The sequence below is a fragment of the Pseudomonas sp. R37(2017) genome, assembly GCF_002113375.1.
Taxonomy (GTDB): Bacteria; Pseudomonadota; Gammaproteobacteria; order Pseudomonadales; family Pseudomonadaceae; genus Aquipseudomonas.
Map to the genome: position 1 here is coordinate 1 of NZ_NEHO01000020.1, position 26,686 is coordinate 26,686.

18 protein-coding genes and 2 pseudogenes are annotated in these 26,686 nt (G+C 57.7%); 13 read left to right on the plus strand and 7 right to left on the minus strand.

All coding sequences use genetic code 11. From position 1 onward, the window contains the following. Positions 1–174 precede the first annotated feature (174 nt). A complete protein-coding gene (locus CAG47_RS29475; protein ID WP_371917242.1) occupies positions 175–1,038 on the minus strand; it encodes a methyl-accepting chemotaxis protein in 864 nt (287 codons plus the stop codon). Next, positions 1,033–2,094: pseudogene (locus CAG47_RS29480) on the minus strand (methyl-accepting chemotaxis protein); the annotation flags it as partial. The pseudogene CAG47_RS29480 and the gene CAG47_RS29475, both read right to left, overlap by 6 nt. Positions 2,095–2,353: 259 nt before the next feature. Between CAG47_RS29480 and CAG47_RS23970 the strand changes: the two are divergent. From CAG47_RS23970 to CAG47_RS24005, 8 genes are all read left to right on the plus strand, one after another. Further along, positions 2,354–3,025, plus strand: coding sequence for a histidine phosphatase family protein (locus tag CAG47_RS23970; protein ID WP_085728029.1), 672 nt, complete (start codon positions 2,354–2,356; stop codon positions 3,023–3,025). A 31-nt stretch (positions 3,026–3,056) separates the two neighbouring features. Then, the gene (locus tag CAG47_RS23975; RefSeq protein ID WP_085728031.1) at positions 3,057–3,890 is read left to right on the plus strand and encodes a phosphatase PAP2 family protein; all 834 of its coding nucleotides are present in this window, start codon (positions 3,057–3,059) and stop codon (positions 3,888–3,890) included. 385 nt (positions 3,891–4,275) lie between these two features. Beyond that, positions 4,276–7,710, plus strand: coding sequence for a toxin VasX (locus tag CAG47_RS23980; protein WP_143515920.1), 3,435 nt, complete (start codon positions 4,276–4,278; stop codon positions 7,708–7,710). Then, a complete protein-coding gene (locus tag CAG47_RS23985; RefSeq protein ID WP_256577524.1) occupies positions 7,703–8,881 on the plus strand; it encodes a hypothetical protein in 1,179 nt (392 codons plus the stop codon). The genes CAG47_RS23980 and CAG47_RS23985 overlap by 8 nt, the downstream gene beginning before the upstream one ends. A gap of 48 nt (positions 8,882–8,929) precedes the next feature. Continuing rightward, positions 8,930–10,117 carry a DUF6708 domain-containing protein gene (locus CAG47_RS23990; protein WP_256577525.1) on the plus strand — a complete coding sequence of 396 codons (1,188 nt, stop codon included), beginning with the start codon at positions 8,930–8,932 and terminating at the stop codon, positions 10,115–10,117. Positions 10,118–10,597: 480 nt separating this feature from the next. Continuing rightward, positions 10,598–11,344, plus strand: a complete 747-nt coding sequence (locus CAG47_RS23995) for a DUF6708 domain-containing protein (RefSeq protein ID WP_256577526.1) — start codon at positions 10,598–10,600, stop codon at positions 11,342–11,344. 274 nt (positions 11,345–11,618) lie between these two features. After that, entirely contained in the window at positions 11,619–12,593 is a 975-nt protein-coding gene (locus CAG47_RS24000) for a metallophosphoesterase (RefSeq protein WP_256577527.1), read from the plus strand. Between the two features lie 520 nt (positions 12,594–13,113). Next, positions 13,114–13,365, plus strand: a complete 252-nt coding sequence (locus tag CAG47_RS24005) for a helix-turn-helix domain-containing protein (protein WP_085728038.1) — start codon at positions 13,114–13,116, stop codon at positions 13,363–13,365. 241 nt (positions 13,366–13,606) lie between these two features. On the opposite strand, the gene CAG47_RS24010 is transcribed toward CAG47_RS24005, so the two are convergent. Both CAG47_RS24010 and CAG47_RS24015 read right to left on the minus strand, forming a co-directional pair. Beyond that, a complete protein-coding gene (locus CAG47_RS24010) occupies positions 13,607–13,960 on the minus strand; it encodes a DUF6124 family protein (protein WP_085728040.1) in 354 nt (117 codons plus the stop codon). Positions 13,961–14,293: 333 nt separating this feature from the next. Further along, entirely contained in the window at positions 14,294–14,755 is a 462-nt protein-coding gene (locus CAG47_RS24015; RefSeq protein WP_085728043.1) for a cysteine hydrolase family protein, read from the minus strand. Positions 14,756–15,046: 291 nt separating this feature from the next. Here CAG47_RS24015 and CAG47_RS24020 point away from each other — a divergent pair, with 291 nt between their 5' ends. After that, entirely contained in the window at positions 15,047–15,310 is a 264-nt protein-coding gene (locus CAG47_RS24020; RefSeq protein ID WP_085728045.1) for a hypothetical protein, read from the plus strand. 430 nt (positions 15,311–15,740) lie between these two features. Here CAG47_RS24020 and CAG47_RS24025 read toward each other — a convergent pair whose 3' ends face one another. Further along, positions 15,741–16,220 (minus strand): very short patch repair endonuclease, encoded by a 480-nt coding sequence (locus CAG47_RS24025; RefSeq protein ID WP_085728165.1) that lies wholly within the window; start codon positions 16,218–16,220, stop codon positions 15,741–15,743. 432 nt (positions 16,221–16,652) lie between these two features. On the opposite strand from CAG47_RS24025, the gene CAG47_RS24030 reads away from it, so the two are divergent. Genes CAG47_RS24030 through CAG47_RS24045 form a run of 4 tightly spaced genes read left to right on the plus strand, consistent with a single transcriptional unit; the run spans position 16,653 to position 23,596 of the window. Then, on the plus strand, positions 16,653–18,317 hold the full coding sequence (locus CAG47_RS24030; RefSeq protein ID WP_085728047.1) for a DNA cytosine methyltransferase: 1,665 nt from the start codon (positions 16,653–16,655) through the stop codon (positions 18,315–18,317). Then, positions 18,314–20,332, plus strand: coding sequence for an ATP-binding protein (locus CAG47_RS24035; protein WP_256577528.1), 2,019 nt, complete (start codon positions 18,314–18,316; stop codon positions 20,330–20,332). The genes CAG47_RS24030 and CAG47_RS24035 overlap by 4 nt, the downstream gene beginning before the upstream one ends. After that, positions 20,332–22,650: a Z1 domain-containing protein gene (locus CAG47_RS24040; protein WP_085728050.1), complete on the plus strand. Its 2,319-nt coding sequence runs from the start codon at positions 20,332–20,334 to the stop codon at positions 22,648–22,650. Before CAG47_RS24035 ends, CAG47_RS24040 begins: the two co-directional genes overlap by 1 nt. After that, on the plus strand, positions 22,643–23,596 hold the full coding sequence (locus CAG47_RS24045) for a PD-(D/E)XK motif protein (RefSeq protein WP_085728052.1): 954 nt from the start codon (positions 22,643–22,645) through the stop codon (positions 23,594–23,596). Before CAG47_RS24040 ends, CAG47_RS24045 begins: the two co-directional genes overlap by 8 nt. A gap of 80 nt (positions 23,597–23,676) precedes the next feature. Here CAG47_RS24045 and CAG47_RS24050 read toward each other — a convergent pair. Together CAG47_RS24050 and CAG47_RS24055 are read right to left on the minus strand one after the other, a co-directional pair. After that, a pseudogene (locus tag CAG47_RS24050) lies at positions 23,677–24,302 on the minus strand (transposase). A 432-nt stretch (positions 24,303–24,734) separates the two neighbouring features. After that, a complete protein-coding gene (locus CAG47_RS24055) occupies positions 24,735–26,492 on the minus strand; it encodes a DUF262 domain-containing protein (RefSeq protein WP_085728054.1) in 1,758 nt (585 codons plus the stop codon). Positions 26,493–26,686 lie beyond the last annotated feature (194 nt).

The window sequence follows — 26,686 nt, forward strand, 5'->3', positions numbered from 1 at the left end:
ATCGAGCAGTTGTCATCAAGAACCATGCTGGCAGCACGTTGCTTGAACTCGCGGGTATAGGTCTTTCGCTCTTGCATGGAACCTCCTGATTGGGCGAATTATATCGCCCTTAAGAGGTGTCCGGGATCATTAGGCCAGTTCAGCACCCGCTCCTACAGGGCGGGCCTGAATTCATCAGACCCGGAAGTGGCTCACCATCTGCTGCAATTGCCCACCCAGCCGCGCCAGCTCAACGCTGGACTTGGCTGTCTCATCGCTCGCCGCGGCAGTCTGCTCCGACACATCGCGCACATTGATGATGCTGCGGCTGATCTCTTCGGCCACGACGCTTTGCTGTTCGGCCGCTGCGGCGATCTGCTGGTTCATCGACTGGATGTTGGACACCGTGCGGGTGATGCTCTCCAGTGACTCGCCGGCCTTGCGGGTCAGGGCCACGCTGCTGTCGGTGAGGGTGCGGCTGTTGTTCATCACCGCGGAAACCTGTTGCGTGCCGTTCTGCAGGCCAGCCACCAGGCCTTCGATTTCCTCGGTGGATTTTTGCGTGCGCTGGGCCAGGCCGCGGACCTCGTCGGCCACTACCGCAAAACCCCGACCGGCTTCACCGGCGCGGGCTGCTTCGATGGCGGCGTTGAGCGCCAGCAGGTTGGTCTGCTCGGCCACGGCCTTGATCACGTCCATGACGCTGCCGATCTTGTCGCTTTCCTGTTGCAGCACGCTCATGGCTTCTGTGGAACGCACCACTTCGCTGGCCAGGCGTTCGATCTGGGCGATGGCTTCATTGACCACTTTGTCACCTTCACGGGCTTCGCCGTCCGCCGCCGCAGCGGCTTGCGAGGCTTCTTCGGCGTTGCGCGCGACTTCCTGCACCGTGGCGGTCATCTCGTGCATGGCAGTGGCGACCTGATCGGTCTCGACTTTCTGGCTGTTGACCCCGGCACTGGTCTGCTCGGTCACGGCCGACAGCTCTTCGGCGGCGCTGGCGATCTGGGTCACGCCGTCGCGGATGCCACTGATCAAGTCGCGCAGGGTCACGCCCATGCGCGCGATGCCTTGTTGCAACACGCCGAGTTCGTCACGACGGGTGACCCGCACGTTTTGCGACAGGTCGCCGCTGGCGATGCGATCGACCACGGCCAGGGTTTCGCGCAATGGGCGGGTGATCTGGCGAGTGATGACCACGGCGGCAATGATGCCCACCAGCAATGCCAGCAATGTGCTGATCAGTTGCAAGGTGCGCGCCTGGGCGCTTTCGGCGTCACGGCGGTCGAGCTGGATCTGGTACAGCTGATCGCTCAGGGACACGATGGCGGCGCCCTGGTCGGTCATTTCCTTGCGTGCCTGAACCGCGTCATTGCTGGCGGCTTTATACGCCTGCAAGGCACTGCGATAGTCGCCCAGCGCGTTTTCCAACTGACGCAGGGCGTCTTGCCGAGAGTCGGCGAAATGTGCGTTCAGCGGTTTCAGGCTGGCGATGGCGGCGTCCAGTTGGCCGACGGCTTTTTGTTCGGTCTCGGCATTGGTGCTGGCGGTGTAGCCGCGCACTTCGTAGCGGGCCAGCAGGAAGGCTTCCCTGGCCGCCGTGATGGCCTGGAACTGTTCGAAACGCTGGTCGCTCTGCGGCATTTGCTGAACCCGGGTACTGATGTCGTTGATCAGCGTCTGGGCGGTTTCGGCGTTGGCGCTCATGGCGTCGCGGGCGCTATTGCCGGCGCGATAAGCGTTGCGCATTTTGCCCAGGGACGTCTTGTAGGCGTCGATGACGGCACCTTGCTCCCGGAGCAGCTTGAGGTTTTCCGGGCTCTTGAACTTTGCCAGCAGGGCTTGTTGCTGGGCCGAGAAGGCTTCGAGGGTGGTCTGTACGCTCTGTGCGGCGGTTTCATCGCCGTTGGTCAGCATGTATTGCAGGCGAACCACCCGCAGCTTGGTCAGGCCGGCATTGAGCTGGGTGATATCGCTCATCCAGTTGCTGCGGTCGATCAACCCACCCAGGCTGGTCCAGCCGGTCAGGGCGAGGATGCAGGTCAGTGCCAGGACCAGGCCGAATCCAAGGCCCAGTTTCAGGTTCACGCTGATGTTGCCGAACCAGCTATTCATCAAATTCCTCCAGGAACGTAGTGCTTCTTTGTCGTTGGTTGGCTGGAAGATTGTTTTTTTTGGGGGCCGCCAAGCTGTGTAAGCAGGATGTATCGGCAGCAATCCCGGGAGCTGAAAGGATTTTTCCGACGGGGGCTGTAACAAGGTTTTTACAGGGCTTTTGAGCTTTTTTTCACATCGGTTTCACCAGCCACCGACGCACACTTCTTTAACCTGCCGGGATCTAATGAGGTGGTGCGTGCCGGCGAGGCGGCCTGTTGTGGAATTAAGACTGCGTCTTTTCGGGAAAAAGCGCTCGATCGACCTGAACCGTTTCGCCCGTTATCGCAACGCGCTGGTGGTGTTGGCTTCGACGCTGCTGGTGATTCCGCTGACCGTGTTCCTGCTGCGTCCCGCCACCGCTCCGGACCTGGCTCATGGCAATGCGAGCGGTGCGCAGGCGTTGCTGACCGGGTGGGCCAAGGGCGACTTGATCGTGCTGGTGCGCCACGTTGAACGCTGCGATCACTCGTCGGCTCCTTGCCTGATCGGTAACGATGGCATTACCGAGCGCTCGCGCAGTGTTGCCACAAGTGTCGGGGCGCATTTCCAGAGCCTGGGCCTGGACAAGACCGATATCTACAACAGCCCGATCCTGCGTGCGGCGCAGACGGCCAACTTCATGTTCAACAAGGTCGGCACGGGCGAATTCTGGTTGATCAGTTGCAAGGGCACCATGCTGCGTGACGCGTTGGCGCACAAGGTGGTCGGGCGTAACTTGATTCTGGTGACCCACAGCGAATGCATGGCGCAACTGGAAAAAGACCTCGATTTACCGACTTCCACCCTGGGTTACGGGGCTTCCTTGTTTATCTCCGTCGAGACGCCGCAAGCTCCGCGCATGCTTGGTTTTATCGAAGCATCGGATTGGCCCACGGTGAAGTCCCATTGAATTTCACCCTCTCTTTGATTCAGGACTCCGCATGTTTCCCGCTTCCCGCTACCGCTTTTATGCGGTGAATTTTGGAATTCCGCTGGCCTGCGCCGTCGCGGTTTTCCTGATGTTCGACATGACCACGATCGACATCGCCTTCAACAACTATTTTTTTGATCCGGTGACGCAGACGTTCCCGTTGGACCAGATCCATCTGTTCGAAAAGATCACCCACAAATGGGCACGGATCATCCCGAACTGGACCGGCGAAATTGCCATTGTCGGTGCCTTGCTGTCGTTTCTCTGGCCGCGTCTGAAGGCTGAAAAACACTCGAAGATCATCGCGTTCCTGGAAAAAATCAAAGTCGCACCGGTGCTGCGCTTTGCCACCCGGCACCGTCGTGATTTTCTCTACGTGGTGTTCGTGTTTTCCGTCAGCACCGGGGTGATTCACTACCTCAAGGCCCACACCAGCGTGTATTGCCCGATCGAGACGACCCTGTACGGCGGCAAAATGGTGCACGTCGAGTGGTACGAGAATTTCAAACTGTTCAAGACCGCCGGTGAGGGGCGCTGCTGGCCGGGCGGACATGCGTCGGGTGGTTTCACCATGCTGGCTCTGTACTTCGTGGCTCGCCGTTATCGCTGGCGCTATTCCAAAGCGATCATGTACGGCTCGCTGACCCTCGGTTTCATTTATGGCACAACGCGGGTGCTGCAAGGCTGGCACTACATGTCCCACACCTTCTGGGCCGGGATCTTTGTGTGGCTGGCATGTCTGCTGACAGCGCTGGCGTTCTACGGGCGAGCGAGGCTGGAACAGCCGGTGCTCTCCAAAGAGCAACAACCGATGCCGGTGGCTGAGACTCAACCTGCGAATTGAGTTGGCGTTTAAATGCAAAACCCGCAACCCGAAAGGGCTGCGGGTTTTTTGTTGCCTGAGGAAACCTTCAGAAAGCTCAGGGTTTGTGTGCGACAGCATTCGCAGGCAATAAAAGGTGCCCGAACGCTGATCGTCGTAAAGGAAGGGTCCTTCCTGATTTACCGACTCCTCCTACAGCTATCTGTTTTTTACCCTGTTAGCGTGCCTGCCTGTTTTTGCGAACACGAACCAGGGACGGTTTGGACGTCGCGCTTCTTTTCCTCTTCGCTAAGGACCAGCGTATGTTCCAGTCGATCCATGCGGCGCCTTGGGTGTTGCAGATTCCTGCTATACGGCGAGGCGTCACCTCGGGACAGGCGATCACGCCACCGCCGGGAGACTGGCCATGAGCGCCCGGCGACCGCCCCGAGTCTCTCCCAACATCGTCGCCAGGGCCAAGAGCGCCAAGGACATCCGCTCGCCCCTCGCGCTGTGCCCCTTGATGGGGCCCAAAGTGCAACTGCTGCCGCTGCGCTACGGACTGGTCGAACACCTTGACCCCTCATCCGCACTGTCCATGCCGCTCAAGCTGAACAGCCAGCCCCTGGGCATCCGCCTGCTGCGCGACGGTTACCTGTACATCATCGACAACGGCACCGGTTACCTGCACGAATACCACGTCGAGCAAGGGCAGATCAGCAAACTGCTGTGGCAGGGCCAGGACGTGACGAGTGATACGCGCACCACGTCGGTGGGCGAGCCTCACCTGGTCTTCAACCGACAACACACGCTGTTCGCCAGCTATTCGGAAATCCAGTGGACGGCCTTCAAATGTGCGCAAGTGCTGAAGCTCAGCAGCGAGCGCGAGCGCCTGATGCAACGCATCGAGCCGGGCAAGGCCTGTCCATCCAATGGCGGCGCAGATTTGTTGAGCGAGCGCCAGGCCCGGGCCTGGCTGGCCGAGGTCGAGGAAACCTATGCGGCAGCCGAAGGCAACAGGCATGTGCCATTGCCCGAGGGCGCCCACCCGCAAGAGCGCCAACCTTACAGTTGGGAAAGCACGCCACTGTTTTTCGACACTGACATTGAATTGCTCACCAGCCGGTTGCTGGGCCTCTACCAGGACAATTTCCTGTTTCTGCTGTTGCGCGACGACTTTGGCGTGATGCGTGACCTGGCCAGCGCCCAACTGCAGGTTGCCGACTGGATCGAGCAGTGGAGCGCCGACGAGGCCACCCAGCGCAAGTACCTCACCGGTGTCTACATCCAGTCCCTGTACGAGGTGACCTCGGCGCGCCTTGAAGCGCTGGCCGTCACCGATCCCGCCGTCAAGGCCCTGCAGGAAGACACCGACGCCGCGCAGCAGGCTGCCATTGAGGATTATCTGCGCACCCGGCGCGACCATGGCGAATCACCGATTTATGGCGACGAGGCCTACTGGCGCGAGGCGGCGAGCAGCGATCCTTACGCGCGCGCCGTCGTCAACCTGCAGGACGCCTTGGGTCCAGTGCTGTGGCAAAAACATCGCGGCGCCCTCAACAAACTCCACCTGCAAAGCTGGGAGGTGTTGCAGGGCCAAAAAATCGGCCAACGCGGCATCGATCATCTGGTCAATCGGCCTGACATGGAAGCCTTCGTCAGCCAACAGCAAACCCTGCTCAGCCACTGGCACAAGCGATTGCAAGCCATTCGCGAAGACCGCTTGAGCATGATCACCGGCGGCCACTTCCACCGTGCGGCCTGGTACTACGACTTCTGGAACGACACGCAGGTCCGGCACCGCCTGGAAACCGAATTCCTCTGCGTGGCCGGCCTGTGCTGGAACCGCGAAGCCAGCGAAAAGCTGGCCACCTACCTCAACAGCAACCTGCTCACCGTGGTGCCGGGGCTCGACACCCTGATCCTCGCCGATCAGATGGACGTGAGCAAAAAACTCATGGACCTGAGCAACGTCTCGATCCAGCTCGCCACGGCCCAGGAAAGCCTTGCCGGCGTGACGGCGCTGAGCAACCAGTTCAGGCGCTTGATGACCGAGCGGTTGCCGAATTTCGAGGATTTGAATACGCGGTTCAGGGGGCTGCAGAGTTTGTTGGAGGGGGCGTATAACCCGGCCAGGCAACTGAAAATTGCGGACAGACTCGATTTAGCCCTCCGCGATTTTCGTCTGGGAGCGTCAATCGATCCCAATAGTTTCATCCGTGGCCTCGATACAGCGGCACGCCTGCAATTGCTGCGCGAGTTTTCCCGCAGCGGCCTGACCCTGCGGGCGGCGTCGGCTCACGAAATCCAGACGTTCAACCAGAACCGCGATGCCGCCCTCGAACTGCGCCGCCAGCTCAAGGACAGCTACCAACAGCGTCGTAACGAGATGTCACGGCAAGTCTACGGTTTGACCCCGCCCGACAGCGAACTGGTGCATAACCAGCGGATCAATCAGCTCAGGGCCGCGCTGGTGCCGCTGGAAAACGCCCTCAGTCAGGCGTTGACGGTCGGTGGCAGCGGGCCGGGGCAGATCGGCACCGTGATCGATGGCATGGCCCCGGCGCTGCGTGAGGAAATGCAGCGCACCGTGGGTGATTTCCGTGCGCGGGGGACCTTTGGCCAGCCGCTGCTGAGTGCGTTGAAATCCGGCGGGGACGGGATTGCGTTGTTGCTGTTTGTTTATCAGGGGCAGAAGTTTTTGGAGGCGTTGAGTTCGTTTAGCAAAACGACGGATCACTCCCTTTCAGAACTCGGTGTCATCGCTGAATCGTTTATCGGTATGTCGGCAGCGGGCTTTTCTGCAGTACAGGGATTATCGGTAACGATTCTTCAGGCCCATATCGAGCAGATGGATAGCGCCGCTGGCAAACTCAATACCATGAGCCGCTTGGGGCGCTGGAGCGGTATTGCAGGGAATGCTGCATTTGGGTTTGGAGCATTGGCCGCCGCAATCGATTTAGGCAAACACTCCCAGCAATGGGCCAAGGCCCTGGCCGAAGGCAACCCCCAGGCCCTGGCCGCCACAACCCTGCAAATCGCCGGCGACGGCATCCTGGTGGGCACCAACACCTGGGGCGCCAAACACACGACCTCGATCATCAATCAGATCCTCAAAAAACCTGCCGAGCTTCGGGCGATCGCCTGGGCTGAAGCCAGCCCTCGGCTGCTGAGTATCGCCGCCAGAGCCAACCTGGTGGGATTGATCGGCACCGCCCTGCAATTGACGGGCGAAGCCCTGTTCAACTACTTCAACCTGGACGCCCTGCAAAAATGGCTGCAAACCAGTGCCTGGGGGCACGCCAACTTGCAGCGCAGCTTGCCGGAGGACTGGACCGCCCTGGCCAGGGTGGTGCAGCAACCCACCTGTGAACTGATCCGCGATGCTTCGCGCACCTACTTGCAACTGCACCTGCCCGGCGTCCGTACCCGGGAAATGGACAGCCGCCAATTGCAGCTGCAGGTTTATCAGCGCACCCGCGATCTGCTTCTGCCCCGGCCCTACAGTCCGCACTTGCCACCCGCGCGCTGGCAGGCCTGCAGTGCCGCCTGGGCGGCCGTTGCCAGGGTCGTCAGCCAAGAGGACGAGGCGTTGACCCTGCACCTGCCGATTGGTGAATACCAGCAAACGACGGATTTCGCCCTGGCGCTGAACATCGGTTACCAACTGGAAGCCGAGCGCGACTTGATCCATCGCACCTGTTTTGTCCTGCGCGACCTGCGCATCGCCACGGCGCACTATCGACGGCTGCCGGCCCAGGGCCGGTTCAAGGTCGACGCAGTGGAAAGCTTGCCCTCCGGTCTCGGCCAGACGCCGTTCTGGCTGTTCAAACGTGACGAAATGGCGACGGACGATGTTTAGCCGTCTGTTCAAACGCAAGAAGAAGCCCGACACCACCGAGCCGGCACCGGACATTCGCAGTCAACGGCCCAGTGCCGGAGAGCGGCGGGTCAGTGGGCTGAACGAAACGCTGTTTCTCGCACTGTTGCCGGTTTACACCGGGCAGGCGCAAGTGTCCCGGCGTAATTTTTCGGCGATGAACGAGACCTATCTGGAGTTGGGGGGGAGCAACTACGGGATGGTGGAGTTGGGGAAAAGATTGGCGATTCAGATATGGATCGCCTTGTTCACCGCATTCATCGCTCCCAGTTTTGTAATTTTATATGGTGTGCTTTTTTATCCAGAAAATTTTCCGGCACCGTTTAAGGATCTCATCAATGGAATCAAAGTGTTTTCAAGTTACGCACTTCTATTCATTCTCCCCATCGGCGCCTTCATCTACGGCATGCTTTCCAACGTCCGAGCCCTGGCCAAAAGCTACCCGTTGCGCTTCAACCGCCAACGCCGCGAAGTCTGCTACATCGACGACACCACCCACCGCGTGCTGATCGTGCCCTGGGAAAGTGTGGTGGCCTGGGTCGCCTGCAGCCAGGGTGTCACCAGCTACTGTGCCCTGCGCGATTACACCTTCGGCATGGGCCTGGAGGACGAAGAGCAGGACACAGTGCAGTTCATCCTGTCAGCCCAGCCCAGCGATGTGCATGCACTGGGCATGTGGGCGGCCATTCGCAACTACATGGAAGAAGGGGAACTGGTGGACACGCCAAACCCCATGCTTGCGGCATTGAGCATCACCCTGAGCGAGGACGAACTCAAACCCTACGAAGGGCTGCACACGTTTGAAATCGAGCGGCTGGACGCCCGGTTCATGGGCGATCTCGACGATGGTATGGATGATGCCTACCGCAAGCGTTACGGGTATCCACAGCCCACCAGGTGGCCTCTGCGCTGGTGGTACGTACGCCGCGTCCTGACCTTCTGGAAAATGCCCTACCTGATCGCCGAATGGGCGCACCGCAAAGGCCGCCCGATCCTGCCTGACCGTGTGCAAGCCTGGTCACAGCCCTTGCCCCCGAAGCAATGGGCCCAACCCAGCCCGGCCCTGCAAAAAGCCAACGCCCTGGTCAAAACCGCCATGGACAAAAAAGGTGCGAATTTCATCGATGCCTGCAAAGCGGCGGGTCTGCATTGAGTGCGGCGCCTTTCTGGTTCCTCAGCCGAGACGAAATGGTGACGGACGATGTTTAGCCAACTGTTCAAGCGCAAGAAAAAGCCGGACACCACCGAGCCGGCGCCGGACATTCGCAGCCAACGGCCCAGTGCCGGAGAGCGGCGGGTCAGTGGGCTGAACGAAACGCTGTTTCTCGCACCGTTGCCGGTTTACACCGGGCAGGCGCAAGTGTCCCGGCGTAATTTTTCGGCGATGAACGAGACCTATCTGGAGTTGGGGGGGAGCAATTACGGGATGGTAGAGCAGGGAAAGAGATTGGCCTTTGGAGTATGGATTCCTCTGTTTGTGGCTTTTATAGCCCCAAGCCTATTCATCATGTACGGCGTACTTTTTTATCCAGAAAACTTTAAGACTCCCTGGCGCGATCTACTCCTGTTTATTGAGGCGGGCAGCAAAGTAAGTCTCGCCTCCATTCTGCCAATAGGCGCCGTTATCTACGGCATGCTCTCCAACGTCCGAACCCTGGCCAAAAGCTACCCGGTGCGCTTCAACCGCCAACGTCGCGAAGTCTGCTACATCGACGACACCACCCACCGCGTGCTGATCGTGCCCTGGGAAAGTGTGGTGGCCTGGGTCGCCCGGAGCCAGGGTGTCACCAGCTACGGTGCCCTGCGCGATTACACCTTCGGCATGGGCCTGGAGGACGAAGAGCAGGACACAGTGCAGTTCATCCTGTCAGCCCAGCCCAGCGATGTGCATGCACTGGGCATGTGGGCGGCCATTCGCAACTACATGGAAGAAGGGGAACTGGTGGACACGCCAAACCCCATGCTCGTTGTTTTGGGACTGACGCCAACCGAGGACGAACTCAAGCCCTATGAAGGTCTGCATACATTTGAGATCGAGCGTAAAGGGGCACGTTTCATGGGCTCGCGAGACGATGGTGCCGGACACCTGAGCGCCGAACAGCGCCACCGCTATGGGTACGGCAAGCGCACCCCATGGCCCCTGCGCTGGTGGTACGTGCGCCGCGTCCTGACCTTCTGGAAAATGCCCTACCTGATCGCCGAATGGGCGCACCGCAAAGGCCGCCCGACCCTGCCTGACCGCGTGCAAGCCTGGTCACAACCGCTGCCCCCGGAACTATGGGCCCACCCCAGCCCGGCCCTGCAAAAAGCCAACGCCCTGGTCAAAACCGCCATGGACAAAAAAGGCGCGAACTTCATCGATGCCTGCAAAGCGGCGGGTCTGCATTGAATGCGGCGCCTTGCTGGTTCCTCTGCCGAGACGAAATGGCGACAGACGATGTTTAGCCGTCTGTTCAAACGCAAGAAGAAGCCCGACACCACCGAGCCGGCGCCGGACATTCGCAGTCAACGGCCCAGTGCCGGAGAGCGGCGGGTCAGTGGGCTGAACGAAACGCTGTTTCTCGCACCGTTGCCGGTTTACACCGGGCAGGCGCAAGTGTCCCGGCGTAATTTTTCGGCGATGAACGAGACCTATCTGGAGTTGGGAGGGAGCAACTTTGGGACCGTTGAACAGGGAAAGAGGTTGGCAGTGTTTATTTTGATGATCTTGAATATGGCTTTTGTAGTGCCCTGTTTTGCAGTTTTGTATTGGGTGCTTTTTTATCCGGAAAACATTCGTGAGCCTCTAAACGAACTTATAAATGCAATCAAGGTGTTTTCCAGTTATGCGCTTTTATCAATAATCCCAATTGGAGCAATGGTCTACGGCATGCTCTCCAACGTCCGAACCCTGGCCAAAAGCTACCCGGTGCGCTTCAACCGCCAACGTCGCGAAGTCTGCTACATCGACGACACCACCCACCGCGTGCTGATCGTGCCCTGGGAAAGCGTGGTGGCCTGGGTCGCCCGGAGCCAGGGTGTCACCAGCTACGGTGCCCTGCGCGATTACACCTTCGGCATGGGCCTGGAGGACGAAGAGCAGGACACAGTGCAGTTCATCCTGTCAGCCCAGCCCAGCGATGTGCATGCACTGGGCATGTGGACAGCCATTCGCAACTACATGGAAGACGGGGAACTGGTGGACACGCCAAGCCCCATGCTCGCGGCATTGAGCATCACCCTGAGCGAGGACGAACTCAAACCCTACGAAGGGCTGCACACGTTTGAAATCGAGCGGCTGGACGCCCGGTTCATGGGCGATCTCGACGATGGTATGGATGATGCCTACCGCAAGCGTTACGGGTATCCACAGCCCACCAGGTGGCCCCTGCGCTGGTGGTACGTGCGTCGCGTCCTGACCTTCTGGAAAATGCCCTACCTGATCGCCGAATGGGCGCACCGCAAAGGCCGTCCGACCCTGCCTGACCGCGTGCAAGCCTGGTCACAGCCCTTGCCCCCGGAACAATGGGCCCAACCCAGCCCGGCCCTGCAAAAAGCCAACGCCCTGGTCAAAACCGCCATGGACAAAAAAGGCGCGAATTTCATCGATGCCTGCAAAGCGGCGGGCCTGCATTGAGTGGGCTGCTGTTGCAAGAGACGAAATGGCGACGGACGATGTTTAGCCGTCTGTTCAAGCGCAAAAAAACAGGCTGGAAAAAGTATTCGGAACGATTTTTTAACGAATCGTGAACAACTGCTGTGATCTATTGAGGGTGAAGGTCGACCTTCATTTCGCCACCCTGCCTGGCTTTCCAAGCCCAGTGAATCCCTGATTGAAACGCACAGATTCCACCTCTACTTCTGCAAAGCGTTTGGTGCTGCGAATGGTCACGCGTGGCTCAGGCATTGCCTTGGCTCTGTTACTGGCGGCCGGTGGTTACTGGCTGTTTACGCCGCCATCGCCGTACGTTCCGTTGAGCGGTCTGAACCCTGCATCGGTGTCGATGATCGCGGTGGGCGATCAGGGGAGCGGTGACTTGCAACAGTGGCGGGTGGGGCAAGCCATGGAGAGCGTTGCGTCCAGAGAGGGGCGCCTGGACATGGTGGTTTTCCTTGGCGACAACTTCTACGGCAAGCCATTGACCAGTACCCATGATGTCCGCTGGGAAACCCGATTCGAGCGAGTGTATTGGGGGCACTGGCTCAGCCATGTACCGTTTTACGCCGTGCTGGGTAACCACGATTACCCGGTGTCGCAAAAATACGAGATTGAGTACGGCCAACAGCACAAGGGCTCGGGTCGCTGGCAGATGCCGGCGAATTTCTACGTCAAGGATTTCGGAGACGTCGATGGGCGGCCATTGCTGCGGATGGTGTTCCTCGACACCTCGGCGCCACGTGAAAGTTTGCAGCAGCAAATCGATTTGATCGATCAGGCGTACCAGGCACCCGGACCGGCTCCGGTGTGGCGAATCGCAGCGTCCCATCACCCGGTGCGCAATCAAGGCCAGCATGGCGAGGACTCGGATCTGGTCACACGGCTCTTGCCGGTGTTGCAACGCAACCACGTCGATCTGCTTTTGTCGGGTCATGACCACAACCAGCAATTGCTGTTGCGCGAAGGTGAACCCGCGTGGGTGATTTCCGGGGCGGGCGGCCAGAAGCTGTATGCCTTGCAAGCGCCAATACCGGATAGCACCTTTACTGCCTCGCGGGCTGGTTTTGCCAAGCTCGACCTGAGTGCCACCCAACTCAGGCTGGGGTATTACAACGACCGAGGCGATCTGGAGTCCGGCTATCACTGGGCCAGAGACTGCCAGTGGATGGCCAAAGGCTGTTTGCTGCCCGAGCAACCGCAAGGGAACGTCGCGCAGATGGCCCAGTGACGGACGGTGTGGCCCGGTTCAAGCCAGCGGTGGCCGTTAGACAAATGCGCAGGCAAAAAAAAGCCCGCGGGAGGGCGGGCAAACCGTAGTTTCTTGAATGAGCGAGAGAAATGTACAGGCTGGCGCGGGGTGGTGGGGTGAAGAAAAATTCATTTCGATCACAACCCCCGAACCAGAGCCTGCGGCACGTTTACGGTAAATGATCAGCGGCAAAGTCGGCTTCCAGGCGTGCACGTAAACGGCCCTGCGACAGGCCAGTTGGAATCGCTCGAAATCGCGCTCGTTCTGCTTGGCATAGCACTGCTGAGTGCGGTCATGAGGGCCAGTTCGGGCGATTGCGAATTGAGTGTAGAAGGGCTTTGCGGAGTGTTTCCGACGCTGACCTGGTTGGGACGGTGCCCTTGGTGTCGATTGTGTTGGGGATATGGGGTAGTCGTGGGGAGAGGCGGGCGCGTAGTACATACTCGCAATAATGTTCTGCATACGATACATTTAAGTATAAATGTTACGGTAACTGAACATGGAATACGCCCTGCTGATATCTCGACTCGGTGGCCAAATACGTGAAACGCGTATCAGGCGCGGTCTGACACAAGCTCGACTGGCTGAGCTCGCCGGTTTGACGCGGCAGAAAGTCATTGCTGTCGAAAAGGGGGCCGATACGGTTTCCATGAACGCTTACGCAAGAGTCTTGAGCGCTTTGGACTGCGAGCTCACCGTTATACCGGCGGCCATGCCGACCCTTGAAGAGCTTGGGGAGTTGTTCGAATGAAAATGACCTCCCTCAAAGTCAGTACCCCAGAGGGGCATAGCGGTCGAATCTTCACCAGCGGCATATAACGCGCGACAGCACCTTTCGCCCCGACGTTTGGCTAGTTTCAATACCAATGATAATGGGCGACTTCGGGGAAGTTGCCCGTTTCTTCTCAAATCAAACCTAGATCCGCATCGTCACCCAACCACATGACGGGAGGGTGCAGTCGATGACGCTCATCGGCATCTATCGGTCCTTTTCAGGCCTCCACTTCGTCGAGTGGCGCGATGTTGTCGAGAGCCCGATTCACCAGCAACTGCGCCAGCACGGCCAACTGCTGGATCGCCAGGGCGATGTTGCGACGCGAACTCTCAAGTTCACAGGCAAGGTCGGTGCTCATGACGTTGAGCGAGGCCAGAGTTTCGCTGGCGTGGGTGAGCAGGGAGGGGGTGTCGATGTTGGGGCGGATCGTGAAGACGTGGCTGACGGGGTCGAGATGATTGGGGTTGCGCAGGCGGGCGCTGATGGTGGGTTCGGTGGTTTTGGATAAGTCGATTTTGTCTTCAGCTAAATCAGCTGGAGTTTCCGGGGGATTAGGGCTGTTCTTTTTCAAAATGGCATTCCTCACACTGTTTAGAGACGCTGCCATCCCCTGCTGTCAAACAGGATTGGGTGGCAGCTATACGCGGGTTGACAGACCGGAAGTGTGAGAACCCGGTGCACCCGAAGGTGCCCCGCGCACAGCCGCCATAATCGTGACGACATGCGCGAACGCATGCTGTCTGATCAGGGAGGTGTGAAGAGTACACTTTTCAGCCTGTCAAAGCCGATCGCCGGTTTTCAGCGACTCCTGAAGGCTATCGCCGAGAAGCAGCCCCCGCCAGTTCATGAAAGGCGATGCGTGTTGCAGGAAATGTCCTAGGACGCGGTGAAGTCGTTGCACCGATCAAAGGTCACTTGATTTCACCGTGTGCTTGAAATGATGTTTCCAAAGCCTGACCCCCAACTCGCCCGTCCGGTCCAGTGACGACCCCACCGTCAAATCCGTGATCAGCGTCGGTTGCATACCCGCATCAAACAGCGCAAACCCCGCCGCGAGGCAGCAGGTCTCGGTCTGCAGACCGCACACCAACACGCGCTCGACGTTCAGGCTTTTCAGGTAGTCGATGGTTTCCGCTGTGGGCGCGTAGCCGTGCTTGATAAAGACGCGGTCGGCAGGGATCAGGCTGTCATCGTCCGGTGCAGGGTGCCAGCCGAGCTGTTTTTCGAAAGGGGTGATGGACTCGTCGTGACGCTCGACCGTGGCGACACTGGGCAGGGTGCCGATGAGTGTCTGGATGCCGTCGATCAGCCATTGCGGCGGGGCGAAGCTGGGCTGTACGTCGATGATCAGGAGGGCTTGGCGCATGAGTTTCTCGGCAGATGATCATGATATGGGCAAGTGTGGGTGCACAATACTCTGGATAGTCTCGCTGCAGGCTTCGCCGGCAGGCCAGTTGCAAAGCCTGGTTGTTACCGATGTCCAACTTGCAACCCTGCACATATCGACCATTGCGCGGCTGCCCATGTGCTCCTATCGTCAGATTTCACGCGCTACAAAGTGCGTTTGTGAGCCGTGAGCGTACGATGTAATGCACGTTTTCGCTGAATTCCCGAGGGCGAACGAAGCGACCGAGCGATGTAGCCTTGGAGAAAAATCATGATTCGCAAGCACTACTTAAAAGCCCTGGCAATGCTGCTCATCGCCGCTGGCGTGCAGTGGGTGACGCTGCCCGCCTTCGCGACCGAGCAGGGAGAGCAACGGCGAGAAGCTCGCGATACCCGGCAGGAAGGGCGCTCCGCTGCCAGGCAAGCCAAGGATCAATGCAGAAAGGGCAACGACAAGAGCAACGTGGAGTGCCGCCAGGACAAGCGCAGCACCAAGCAGGATACCCGTCGTACAGCTCGGGATATCAAGTACTGATCGTTGGTGTTGGTCATGCGATTCGGGAGCCCGAGCGTGGCTGGCGATCAGGATCAACATCAATCCGTAGCAACCTTTGAAACTCCAGATACAGCGAAGCCCGTACTGGGCGGGCTTCGTTGGTGTTTCAATTGGTGGGCCGGGGTAAACTGAAACCAATAGGTATCTATCTGTTTTATTGGTAAATAATTAATGGATTACCTAGCTTGGAATACCAGTTGGAACGCTGCGTGATTTGGATTCCGATGGACGGTGCAACTTGAGCTCTGCCCCTTAAGCCGTCGGGATTGAACCTACCAAGCAAATAGTCGTGAAAACGTTAGCCATCGCTGGTGAAGAGTTGCTGTAGATCGTTGCGCGTCACCCGCGACAGACTGCTTTGAAGAGTCTTTTGGAGTGCTTGGAAATCGAGTGTCGAAAGCCGATAGGCTCAGTTTACTGTAAGCCGATCGCTGGGGACGAGTAGGTCGGAGAAATTGGGCCAAGATACGTATTTTTGGGTACTGTCCGGTATCGTTTCCAGAAGCCAGTTCATCCCCGCTTCCGGTCCGCGTATTCCGCACTCCCAGAGCTCGATCACTCGCCAGCCTGACCTGAGCAGTTCCTCTCGGTTCCTGATGTCACGCTTCACGTTCTGATCGAATTTCGTTTGCCAAAAATCCTCGTGGGTCTTTGGGATCGTGGCATATCTGCAGCCCGGATGCCTGTGCCAGAAGCAACCATGAACGAAGATGCAGACACGGTGGCGAGGGAGTACGACATCGGGTTTGCCTGGAAGATTTCGCTGATGCAAGCGATACCTGAAGCCTTGCCGATGAAGCAGCTTCCTGACCTTCATCTCTGGCAATGTATCTCTGCCGCGGATGCCCGCCATCATTCGAGTCCTGACTTCTCTGCTGACTATGTCCATGAACAACCCCCAGATGAGCTTGCCCCTGTAGCAGGATACCTCCTTGGAAAAACTATTCCGCTTCGCGAGCCAATTTAAATCGTGGATTTCTTCGCAGGTCCCGGAGGGCTGGGCGAAGGCTTAGCCTCTTGAGGCAATGGTAAGCGACTGGATATCGTCGTTTAGGTCGAGATGGACCCCGTTGCCCGTGAAACCTTGAGGCTAAGGGCACTCTTTCGCCGGTTGAGGCTGGCTAATTATGAAGGTTCACGCAGCCTGCGCAGGCGACACCTCGCGGCGTTTTCATTACACTCTGACACGATGTAACATTTGGCGCCCGGTTGACGATTCGTAAAGCCGGGCTGCGCCGCGTGGTATGAGCAGGCCTGAGCCGCCGTCCTTCCGCGCTCCGTGCAGCTGGTCTTGGCGCATGTTCCCTATGAGAGATACCGGATGTCCATCCAAACCGAGCTGCGCAAATCGCAGCCCAGCAATACCTACGAACAGCCCATTACCCCGGCTGCAGACCTGTCCCCCTCGACTGGCAAGAATTCCCGTGCCTCTAACCCAGATGACGAGCTGATCCGCAGCAAGCTGCAGCGTATTCAGGAAGGCGGCGAAATCCGCTACATGGACATGTTTGCAGGCTGTGGCGGCATATCCCTTGGCTTCCTGACCGCCGGATTTACACCAGTCGCATCGATCGAAATGGACCCGTGGGCTGCGAAGTCGCACGGAGCCAACTTCGGCTCGCGCTCGGTTGGGGGTGACAAGGAAGCGCACCACGCCCCGCGCGACGCGGTAACCGAAACCGCTGACACCGTCTTCGGCGATCTCGGGCTTCAGGGCGCCACGGACCGTCAGATCGATGTCCTCGTCGGCGGGCCACCCTGTCAGGCGTTCGCCCGTGTAGGCCGGGCTAAGCTCCGCGAGCAGGCCCGCCTGCGCGAAGAGGTGACCGCAGATCAAGCCTTCCTGGTGGATGGACGGGTCAGCCTGTGGGAGCGCTACGTCGCATTCATCCGGGCGACAAAGCCTGTTGCGCTTCTGATGGAGAACGTTCCAGACATCCTGAACCATGGCGGCACCAACGTTGCCGAGCTCGTTTCCAAAAGCCTTGCCGAAGAAGGCTACGACGTAGCTTACACGCTGCTGAATTCCGTCTGGTATGGCGTTCCGCAGATGCGGGAGCGCATGATTCTGGTCGGCTTCCATCGTTCGACCGGCATCAAGCCAAGATTCCCGGTGCCAACGCACCATTTGGTTCTGCCATCCGGCTACACCAGCTCCAAGAATGCTGCGAGGCGAGTTATCAAAGCCGAAGGCTCGGCGCACCACCGCTGGATTCCCGATCCAGCTCCCGACTCTCCCGCTGCCACATCGGCCTCTGATGCGCTGGCCGATCTCCCGCACCTGTACGCCGAAGAAATGCTTCGCTCGGGTGCCATTCGTCGCGGGGCGAAGGACCCGTCAGAGCCTGTCGAGTACACAGCAAACAAGCCGTCGACTGCCTATTCACGCCTGATGCGGGAGTGGCACGGATTTACGACCAAGTCTACGACTGGCCATGTTTTCCGGTATCTTCCGCGCGACTACAAGATCTTCGCCGAGATTCAGCCTGGCTGGGAGTACCCGCAGGTGCATGCCTATGTAGAGCAGAAAATTGCGAACTGGCTTGCCGACCGCAGGAGACTCGGTTTGCCCACCGACCCGAGAAACGCAGACGTCAGCACGTACATCATGTCCTGGCGCATCCCGTATGACCCGGGAAAGTTTCCGAACAAGTGGTGGAAGCTCCGAGCCGATGCCCCGGTACGTACGCTGATGGCGCACCTCGGCAAGGACTCTTATTCCCACATCCACTTCGACTCGAAACAGGCACGCACCATCACCGTCCGTGAGGCTGCGCGGCTCCAGTCATTCCCTGACGGCTTCGTTTTCAAAGGATCGATGAACCCGGCATTCAAGCAGATTGGCAACGCCGTGCCACCACTATTTGCCTATGCCATCGCTCGTGGAATGCGGGAGTGCCTGGGGGCACCGGAGACACAGGACATGCGTGTAGCATTGTTCGATTTGGAGCAATCACAAATCAGGACGACAGAGGGCAGGAAGTGAAGTTCACCATTCTCCGACTGCTTACTCATTCCGAACTCGGCATGTTTCATGAGTACCGCCGCCAGGGGAAGGAACGCGCCAAACAGCGCTCCATCAACTTCGACTGGGACGTCGTCGGCAAGGTTTTTCCTTCAGCAGAGAACCCGGACACCATCGCAATCACCTGCCGGCGTCTCGAAGACGAAGGTACCGTGGTTGAGATTGCTTCATGGCTCAAGCGACAGCACAAAAATTGGAGATTCGAAGGCGATTGCCCGAAAAGCTCCTTCTACAGTTTCGTCGACCCAGGCGTCCTGTTCGCGATGGTAGTTGACGCCTCGAGCACCCCGGCCAATGCATCCTGGGTTGTCATCCCGGCAGACCACCCAGCCCGCTCTTCGATCCTGGGCCATGGTGAGAGTGCCCAGCTCGGTAAATCCGCAATGATTGCGTTGTACGGTGAGGAAGGCCAGCACTGCCAGGCAGTGCTCTCGGATCACTTCCCGCACCTATTCAAGGAGGCAGAAACAGTGTCCGTGACGTCACAAAAAGAAAACGACAACAACCGCAACGACGATGACGCAGCACCGGACCCGCTCGGTCTCTTCAAGATCCTGGCACGTGCCGGGCACAGCTTGCCCAGCGCCGTAGCCGATCTGGTGGACAACAGCCTGTCGCATGGCGCTCGGGAGATCGACATCACCTTTCCGAATCCCAATGCGGGCGGCCGGTGGATGTGCATTCGCGACGACGGCACGGGCATGACTCCATCGGGTCTGCGCGACGCCATGAAGATCGGGCACCAGCGTGAATATGACGACGGCGATCTGGGCAAGTTCGGCTATGGGCTGAAGGGTGCGGCCTGGTCCCAGGCCGATCGACTGACGGTCGTATCGAAAGCTGCCGGAAACGAGAGCACGACACTCACCTGGGACAAGGACCATCTTGCCAAGACGCGCCGCTGGGCGCTTCTGAGCGACCCGGTAGCTCCCGAGCATGTCTCGGCAGTGGACATCGGCGACTCGGGCACGGCCGTGCTGCTCACGCAGATGCGCCCCTCGATGGAGCCTTCGAGAGGTAGGGCAGATTCTCCCTACGCGCAGGAACTCGCGGCCATCAAGTCACACCTCGAACTGGTCTTCCACCGGTACCTTGAAGGCAAGGCGCGCGGGCGCGAGAAGGTCGTCATCCGGTTGAACGATGACGTTCTGCGTGCCAACAATCCCATGGGGCACCCGCTGACTAAAGAGTACGACCAGCATCGCATCGAGCTTCCCGGCGCTTCTCCGGACAAAACGCCTGCCCTCTATGTTCGTGCGTATGTCACGCCAAACGAGGAAGAGTTCGACGAATACATCAAGGATCTGCCGCCGCTGGAACAACGCGTCGAACGCGACCGCCACTCCCTGAATGGCCGCGCAAACGATGCTCAGGGCCTGTACTTCTATCGACTTGACCGCCTCATCAAATGGGGCGGCTGGGAAGATCTCTTCGCCAAGGATGAGCACACCAAGCTGATTCGTGTCGCAATCGACTTCGACAGGCTGGCAGATGAGCAGTTGCAGGTAGATATCAGCAAGCAGCTCATTCGCCTGCCCTTTGCGATCACCAAGCCCCTCGGAGACCTGCTAAAGACCCCTCGCGCAGCAGCCCGCCTTCGGTACAACAAGAAGGAAAAAGCTGCGCCGACTTCGAAAGGAGGCGGCAAGACTGTGTCGCCGGCCGGCACGCCAGCGCCAGGCGGCTTCTTGCCTCCAACGACAGCAGCGGGAGGTACTCCCGTGGCGGCACCTGCTCCGGCCCCGGCTGCAAAGAAGGACAGAACTTCAATCCGCCTTGTCAGCAGCGGCGACAAGCCATGGCAACGCAAGACCGGGTTCAAGGGGGAGGAAGTCGAGGTCACCCCGCTGATGCCGACGCTGGTGACGCTCGTGCAGCTCATCGAAAAGGATGCCGAGGCCAAGACGGCCCTGTCTGAATTCCTTCGCGCATTGGAGACGGCCGGAGTCCCGGACCAGCTGACGGACAAGGTCTGATGGAGTCCCGGCTTCCGCTTCCCCTTACACTGAAGCCCAGGCTGGCCCTGTGGACCGATGCAACCGCATGGACCAATTGGTCCCGGCATGAAGCCTATCTGCGGGCCCAGCCCAAATGGAAGCCGCACCAGATTGCGTCGGTCGCTGAAGAGTCACTGCGGATCATCTCGAAGACCACACCGGTAGGTCGCCCGGAATTCCAGTGCCGCGGTCTGGTCGTCGGCTACGTTCAGTCCGGCAAGACCGCCAACTTCACGGCTGTGGCAGCGCGCGCAGCCGATGTCGGCTACCGCCTGATCATCGTTCTTTCAGGCATTCACGATTCACTGCGGAACCAGACGCAGAAGCGCCTGGATCTAGAGCTGACCGGGACCGGCGTCGACTGGATCACGCTGACCGATGAGGCTTCAGACTTTCGTGAGCCGGAGGTGGCCGATGGATTCGCATCGACCGGTACCGTCCTGATTGTCGCGAAGAAGATCACGCCGATCCTGAAACGGCTCAACCAGTGGTTCGGCAAACTCGAAGGCCGGCTCGCTGATGTACCGGTTCTTCTCATCGATGACGAAGCCGATCAGGCTTCCATCAATACACGCGGAAATCGGCGCGACCCCAGTATCGACACTGACACCGAACCGGATGACGACACGGCCCCGTCACTGACCAACGCCCTGATTCGCGACATTCTCAGAAAGATTCCGCGGGCCACATACATCGCCTACACGGCTACGCCATTCGCCAATATCCTCATCGACCCAGACGGCAGTGACAGCCAGGTCGGCGAAGACCTGTTCCCCAAGGACTTCGTCGTGCAGCTTCCGCGGCCGGACGGCTACACGGGAACGGAAGAGCTTTTCGGCGTCAGCTCGCAGGGCCGCGATGTACTGCGCCCTGTAGACGCGGCAGATGTGAAGGCCCTGAAGCCGAAGCAGCGCAAAAGGAGCGAGGCGATTGTCGCCCGGGGACCGCTGGATCTTCCCCAGTCGCTCGCCGATGCCCTCCTGACCTTTGCACTTGCCGGCGCCATCAGACTGCAGCGCGGCCAGGTGGGTAAGCCGAACACGATGCTGGTGCACGTATCCCAGCTCCAGCAGGACCAGTTGCGCATTGGAGAGGCGATCGAGGAACAGATCCGCAACTGGTTCCATCATGAAAACGCCGAACCTGGCGTGCTCAAACAGATGTTCCGGTCAACGCTCGCAGGGCTGGGACCGGTAGATATGCCTTGCAGCGAAGAGGTTCTACTGGAAGAGGCAGTGACGAACCTGGCTCGTCTGGTCGTCGTTGTGCTCAACAGCACGACGGGCGACGAACTGGAATACGACGCCAAGCCTGGACGGCAGCTCGTTGCAGTGGGCGGCAATCGGCTGTCGCGCGGATTGACGCTTGAGGGACTGACGATCGCCTACTTTCTGCGCACCACAACGCTGGCGGACGCTCTGCTGCAGATGGCCCGCTGGTATGGTTTCAGGACAGGCTATGAAGACCTGATCCGCATCTGGACAACCGAAGGCATCGCTCAGTGGTTTGTGGAGTTGGCGCTGGTCGAAGAGTCCCTGCGTGACTCCATCACGGCACTGAACAAGGCCGGCCGCAGGCCTGACCAGATGGCCATCCGGATGCGCGCCCATTCAAAGCTCCTGCTCACCAGCAAGAACAAGAGCAGGATGCAGACGGATGATGCACGGTCATGGTCTGGCGAAAACCCGCAGACGATCCTGTTTCCCATGCAGGACCGGGAACTGCTGGAACGGAACTTGGACTTGGCGTCCGCCCTGCTACGACAGCACCCCCCGACACAGGATGCACACGGCGGCGCCATAGCACACGATGTGCCGGCCGAGGACATCGCACTGTTCCTGAGGCGTTATGAAGGGCACCCGAACAGCATTGCATTTCAGGGTGCAGAGATTGCCGACTGGATCCTGGAGCGAGCCGAAGCGGGAGAGCTGACGAACTGGACCGTGTTCGTAGCCAACCCGCAGCGGGAACGACAGGTACTCCTGGGTGGAAGGCCTTTCGGCCTTGTTCGACGCTCTTTGCAGGCCAACGAGTCGATCGGCATCCTGATCGATCCACGCCATGAAGGTGTCGATCTGCATGGCGGACCGGAGAACTACCGCGCTGGCTCAGGCTTCAATGCACGGGCAATGCGCGAGGACCGACCTGCGCATCAGGGCCTGCTCCTGCTCTACCCCCTGGATCCCGAACCTCTCCGCGCGCCAACACAGGCAGTGCTGGGCCTCGCGCTTTCGCTGCCCCGCACTGCGGACGGCGAACAACGGCTTGTCGTGAACCGTGGGGTACGCAATGGTTGAGATCACACAAGACCGCTGGGCAAGTCTGCGCGAGCAGCGACTTCCGCACGAGGACATCTACGAACAGGCGGCCGAAGACCTGGAAGCAGCGCTGATCGGAGTGTCAGACGACGGACGCTTGCACCTGCTGCTGGCCATCGATGTCGCCCCGCAAAACCTGCCGCCGGACCTGCAGAGCCTTCAGGTCCGCATCCTGGAAGGTGGACAGACTTGGCTGGACGTTTCCGCACGCAGCCACCACGAAGAGCTACTTACGCTGGTAGCCAACAAGGTCCTCCACGCTATCTGCATTGAAGGCCGCGATCCTGCTGTCTCGGTTGAACGCATCATCGACGACATGCGTGCGGCATTGCGCCCGCTCGCACTTGACCTGAGCGCGGCAGAGCAGATCGGTCTATTCGGCGAGCTCTGGGTGCTGTCCAATGTGTTGCTCCCGACCATCGGACCGCGTGTCAGCCACCTTTGGAGCGGGCCTGAAGGTGAACGTCATGATTTCATCGGACAGGGCGTCCACGTCGAAGTGAAAACCACCACGCGATTGGAACCGAAGCACGAAATATCCCGTCTCGATCAGCTGAAAGCGCCCGCCAGCAAGCGCCTCCTGTTTGTCAGCGTCATGCTGGAGCGCAGTCTGGGCGGCGATGAAACGCTGGCAGACCGCGTCGATGAAATTCGGGAGAAGCTGGTATCCGATGGGCGTGCGCTAGATGTTTTCGATTCGCGCTTGGCACAACTCGGCTGGCACGAGGGCCTACGACAGACAGGCGCCCTTCTCCGGTTCACATTTCGCGATGTCCATGTCTTTGAAGTTGCCGGCAACTTCCCCAGGCTCCCCGATGACTACGTGCCGCCACTCGGTGTGACCGGCATTAGGTACAGCATTAATGTCGGCAGCCTGCCGTCGCTCGACGTATCGGAAGTTCAGGAGGTTCTTCTAACCGCCTAACGCGTCACAGCACAATCTGCGCTGCCATACGCTTCGGCAGGTTGACGTCGCTTGTATGCAGGGTTATTTGAAGACCTTCCCTAGGCTCTGTATGTAATCGGTTGCTTTAAGCACCGCAGCGAACAAGTAAGCGAAACCATCACTACAAAGCTCCCGGCCAGCGTGTCATAGCGGGTGGTAGGGCGGAAATTTCCTTTAGCCATCCGTACATTCGCTCGATGATGTTCCGCTGCGCGTACTTGGGCTTGTCGAAGAATCGAGGAAGCCCCGATTTTGCCTTGCACTTCATTTCTCACAACGGGATGACCGACTATCATTCGATAGCGGTCGTAGTACTGCCGCAGAGCTGCTGCGTCATAACCTTTGTCCGCGTGTTGCCATTTGCGCGCTTACGTGGCCGTCCGCGATCGTTGGGCGGATGGGCACCGTCTAGAAGGTGGACGCGTACCGCCGTGGAATCGATCATCCAGGTCTTCAGGTCGATTTGTCTGTTTTCATTGAGCTAGATCTGCAACCGCTTCAGCATTTGGTCGAATACGTGCAGATTGCTCCAATCACGATAGCGCTGATACACACTGGACCATGGCCCGAACTCGTTTAGCATATCGCGCTATGGGGCACCGGAGCACAGCACCCACAAAGCGGTGTTTTGCATCTCTCTGTCGTTGCTACGAAGTCGGCCCCTTCGCGTATGGCCAACGAACAAATCAGCAACCGTGTCCCACGTATCGCCGAGAGATCATATCGATCGACCCTTACTGGGTTCATTGTGTTGGGAGTGATGGGCGACTCTACGAAAAACTGGGAGCTACGGGTGATTCGTCGGTTATCGACGAGTTACGTACAGAGCCTAGGGTATTTGCTTTTAAATACTCCCTAAGTCAGGACAGGATTGGGCTGAATTTCTTGAGTCCTTTTCTGTTTGGAATATTTAAAGAATGCTAGACTCATTGCTTGAACGGGGCGTTGCTGTGTGTAAACGACTCTAGATGGTCAGATTTTTAACTCGATACAGATACGAAGCGAATACAGGAGCTATTAACAGCGTCAGTCCAGAGTTTGCAATCGATATTTCAAGGTTTTCGTGGTGATGCTAGTGTTGGTATATGGGGTGTCCCATATACCAAAGTAAATTTGGTCAGTCTTCCTGTTCTTCATTGATATCGATTGTTTCTTCAGTTCCATTGATTGTGAAGCTGAAGGACGCAGCGATATGGTCTTGAATTGACTTTTCTCGAAGAATGATAAATTCGTCAAAATCCGTTTTTGATTTTGTAGGCCTCTTAAGAACATCGAATGCGCTACGTTCGATAAATTGAAGTCTATAATTTTCGGAAATTATTACGTCGTTTTGACTCTTGCCAGCTTCTCTGATGTGATCCGAAGGATTTCCATTGATCCATCGTCTATTAGTCTCAGACTCTAAAAACATTAGATTCAGTATCACGTCACCCTGGTCTCCCTTATTCCATCCTGAAATTGTCGGAAGATATTTTTTCGGAAAAATGTGATGTTTTTCCGTTTGGAAGGCGCCCGGGCGAAAGCCAATACCGTTTGATGATACTGGGTCTTTCGGGCTTCGGGAGTTGATGAGCCCTCGAATCAGCTTTCCAATAGCGCCGTTAGGTGAGTGCCGTAAAAGTCTAGGTATAGTAACTTCAGTTATCCAGGGCGGAGAAGATGAATCGTCATCAAGCCAAAGCTTGAAGTCTTCGTAGTCGCGAACTTGTTTGTTGTGAACGCCTTCTTGATATCTTTGGGATAGCGCAGATCCAACATACCAGCGCGCCAACTTCTTTTCTGCGTTTGTTTTTTCTAAACCTTTGAGGTTTCGGCTATTGATTTCTTTTAAGGCTAGCGCCATTGGTGCGTAGATAGCGTCATAAGGAACCATGTCTACCCCCTTAGAATCTAATGCGGCGCCGAGGTTGTCCGTTAGAAAACGGCCTAATGCTTCAAGAGCATTATATGCTGGCTCTTTATGGGTTGTATAAAGTTCAGCGTTCATTGTTTTTGGTAGGTTTGCCTTCTTAGGTTCCTTCCCACCTAGCATGGCAATTGTTTGTAAAAGTATTTCACCAGTGCTGTCCATGTTTTCATAGTATTTGCCCTGTTCGCGAAAGTCTTTTATTTCCTGAGATAGGTCAATATCCTTAGGGTATAGAATCGATACTACAAGTTCAAAGGGTGTGAGCATTTGGCCTGTTGTGTTTAAGGTTGTGAATATTCGACTGATAGATTCAATTTGAGTGGCGGATTCAATCTCGATTACCGGAACAGTGTCAGTTTTTGCTAGGCTGAAAAAAGGTACGATTAGGCGATAGGCAAAATTGGTTCGCTCAGGATAAGCTTGAAGGTAGTCGAGGATGGCTAAATTTAATTCCGTCGAGTCTGCCAGTATCGATGTGCATAGCAAGTGTCTCTTCACCAATAGCGAGCGAGGATCATTCGTGCGCTGCCTAGCAATGAGGTAACTGTCCGTTTCGTCGAGATCATGAACAAATTTAATTACTTCATCCTTGTTTTCAAAGTTTATTTTTTTTGTGTTGCAAATCTCGAGAAGGCGATCCAGGTGAATATAGTATTGCCTCGGTCCGGTGGCATACAAAAGATGAATCCCAGCGGTAAGCCGCTGCTGGCCATCCAATACAAGAAAGTCGGCGTCTTTATCCGGGGCCTGAACACATGCTCCCTCAAACGTTCTCGGGGCAAGTAACTCGTTTTCACCTTTTAAAAAAAGCAGAGCACCAATAGGGTAACCCTGGCGAAGAGAGTCAAAAAGTTTAATTACTTTGTCTGTTCTCCAGCGCCATCCTCTCTGAAAAGCCGGAAGCTTTAACTTTCCATCATGTGCATCTGTTACGAGGTCACGGAAGGAACGGGCGCTGGAGGTCATGACAATTATCCTGTTGAACGGGGTAGAATTTTTCTATGCCAGATACTTATTTTCGTTAGCACTCATAGGCAAATGTAGACTATCGCACTTACTTGGCTAAAATGGCAACGTGCTGATGTGGGTATGGAGCATCTGCACAAATCGAGTGAATCTCCCCTATAGTGATTCGCACGAAATGTCTGCTTTACGCCGTG

Coding starts and splice junctions, on each gene's coding strand:
- CAG47_RS29475 (WP_371917242.1), bottom strand. CDS start 1,038: ATGGGCGTGACCCTGCGCGACTTGATCAGTGGCATCCGCGACGGCGTG.
- CAG47_RS23975 (WP_085728031.1), top strand. CDS start 3,057: ATGTTTCCCGCTTCCCGCTACCGCTTTTATGCGGTGAATTTTGGAATT.
- CAG47_RS23980 (WP_143515920.1), top strand. CDS start 4,276: ATGAGCGCCCGGCGACCGCCCCGAGTCTCTCCCAACATCGTCGCCAGG.
- CAG47_RS23985 (WP_256577524.1), top strand. CDS start 7,703: ATGTTTAGCCGTCTGTTCAAACGCAAGAAGAAGCCCGACACCACCGAG.
- CAG47_RS23990 (WP_256577525.1), top strand. CDS start 8,930: ATGTTTAGCCAACTGTTCAAGCGCAAGAAAAAGCCGGACACCACCGAG.
- CAG47_RS23995 (WP_256577526.1), top strand. CDS start 10,598: ATGCTCTCCAACGTCCGAACCCTGGCCAAAAGCTACCCGGTGCGCTTC.
- CAG47_RS24005 (WP_085728038.1), top strand. CDS start 13,114: ATGGAATACGCCCTGCTGATATCTCGACTCGGTGGCCAAATACGTGAA.
- CAG47_RS24015 (WP_085728043.1), bottom strand. CDS start 14,755: ATGCGCCAAGCCCTCCTGATCATCGACGTACAGCCCAGCTTCGCCCCG.
- CAG47_RS24020 (WP_085728045.1), top strand. CDS start 15,047: ATGATTCGCAAGCACTACTTAAAAGCCCTGGCAATGCTGCTCATCGCC.
- CAG47_RS24025 (WP_085728165.1), bottom strand. CDS start 16,220: ATGGACATAGTCAGCAGAGAAGTCAGGACTCGAATGATGGCGGGCATC.
- CAG47_RS24030 (WP_085728047.1), top strand. CDS start 16,653: ATGTCCATCCAAACCGAGCTGCGCAAATCGCAGCCCAGCAATACCTAC.
- CAG47_RS24040 (WP_085728050.1), top strand. CDS start 20,332: ATGGAGTCCCGGCTTCCGCTTCCCCTTACACTGAAGCCCAGGCTGGCC.
- CAG47_RS24045 (WP_085728052.1), top strand. CDS start 22,643: ATGGTTGAGATCACACAAGACCGCTGGGCAAGTCTGCGCGAGCAGCGA.
- CAG47_RS24055 (WP_085728054.1), bottom strand. CDS start 26,492: ATGACCTCCAGCGCCCGTTCCTTCCGTGACCTCGTAACAGATGCACAT.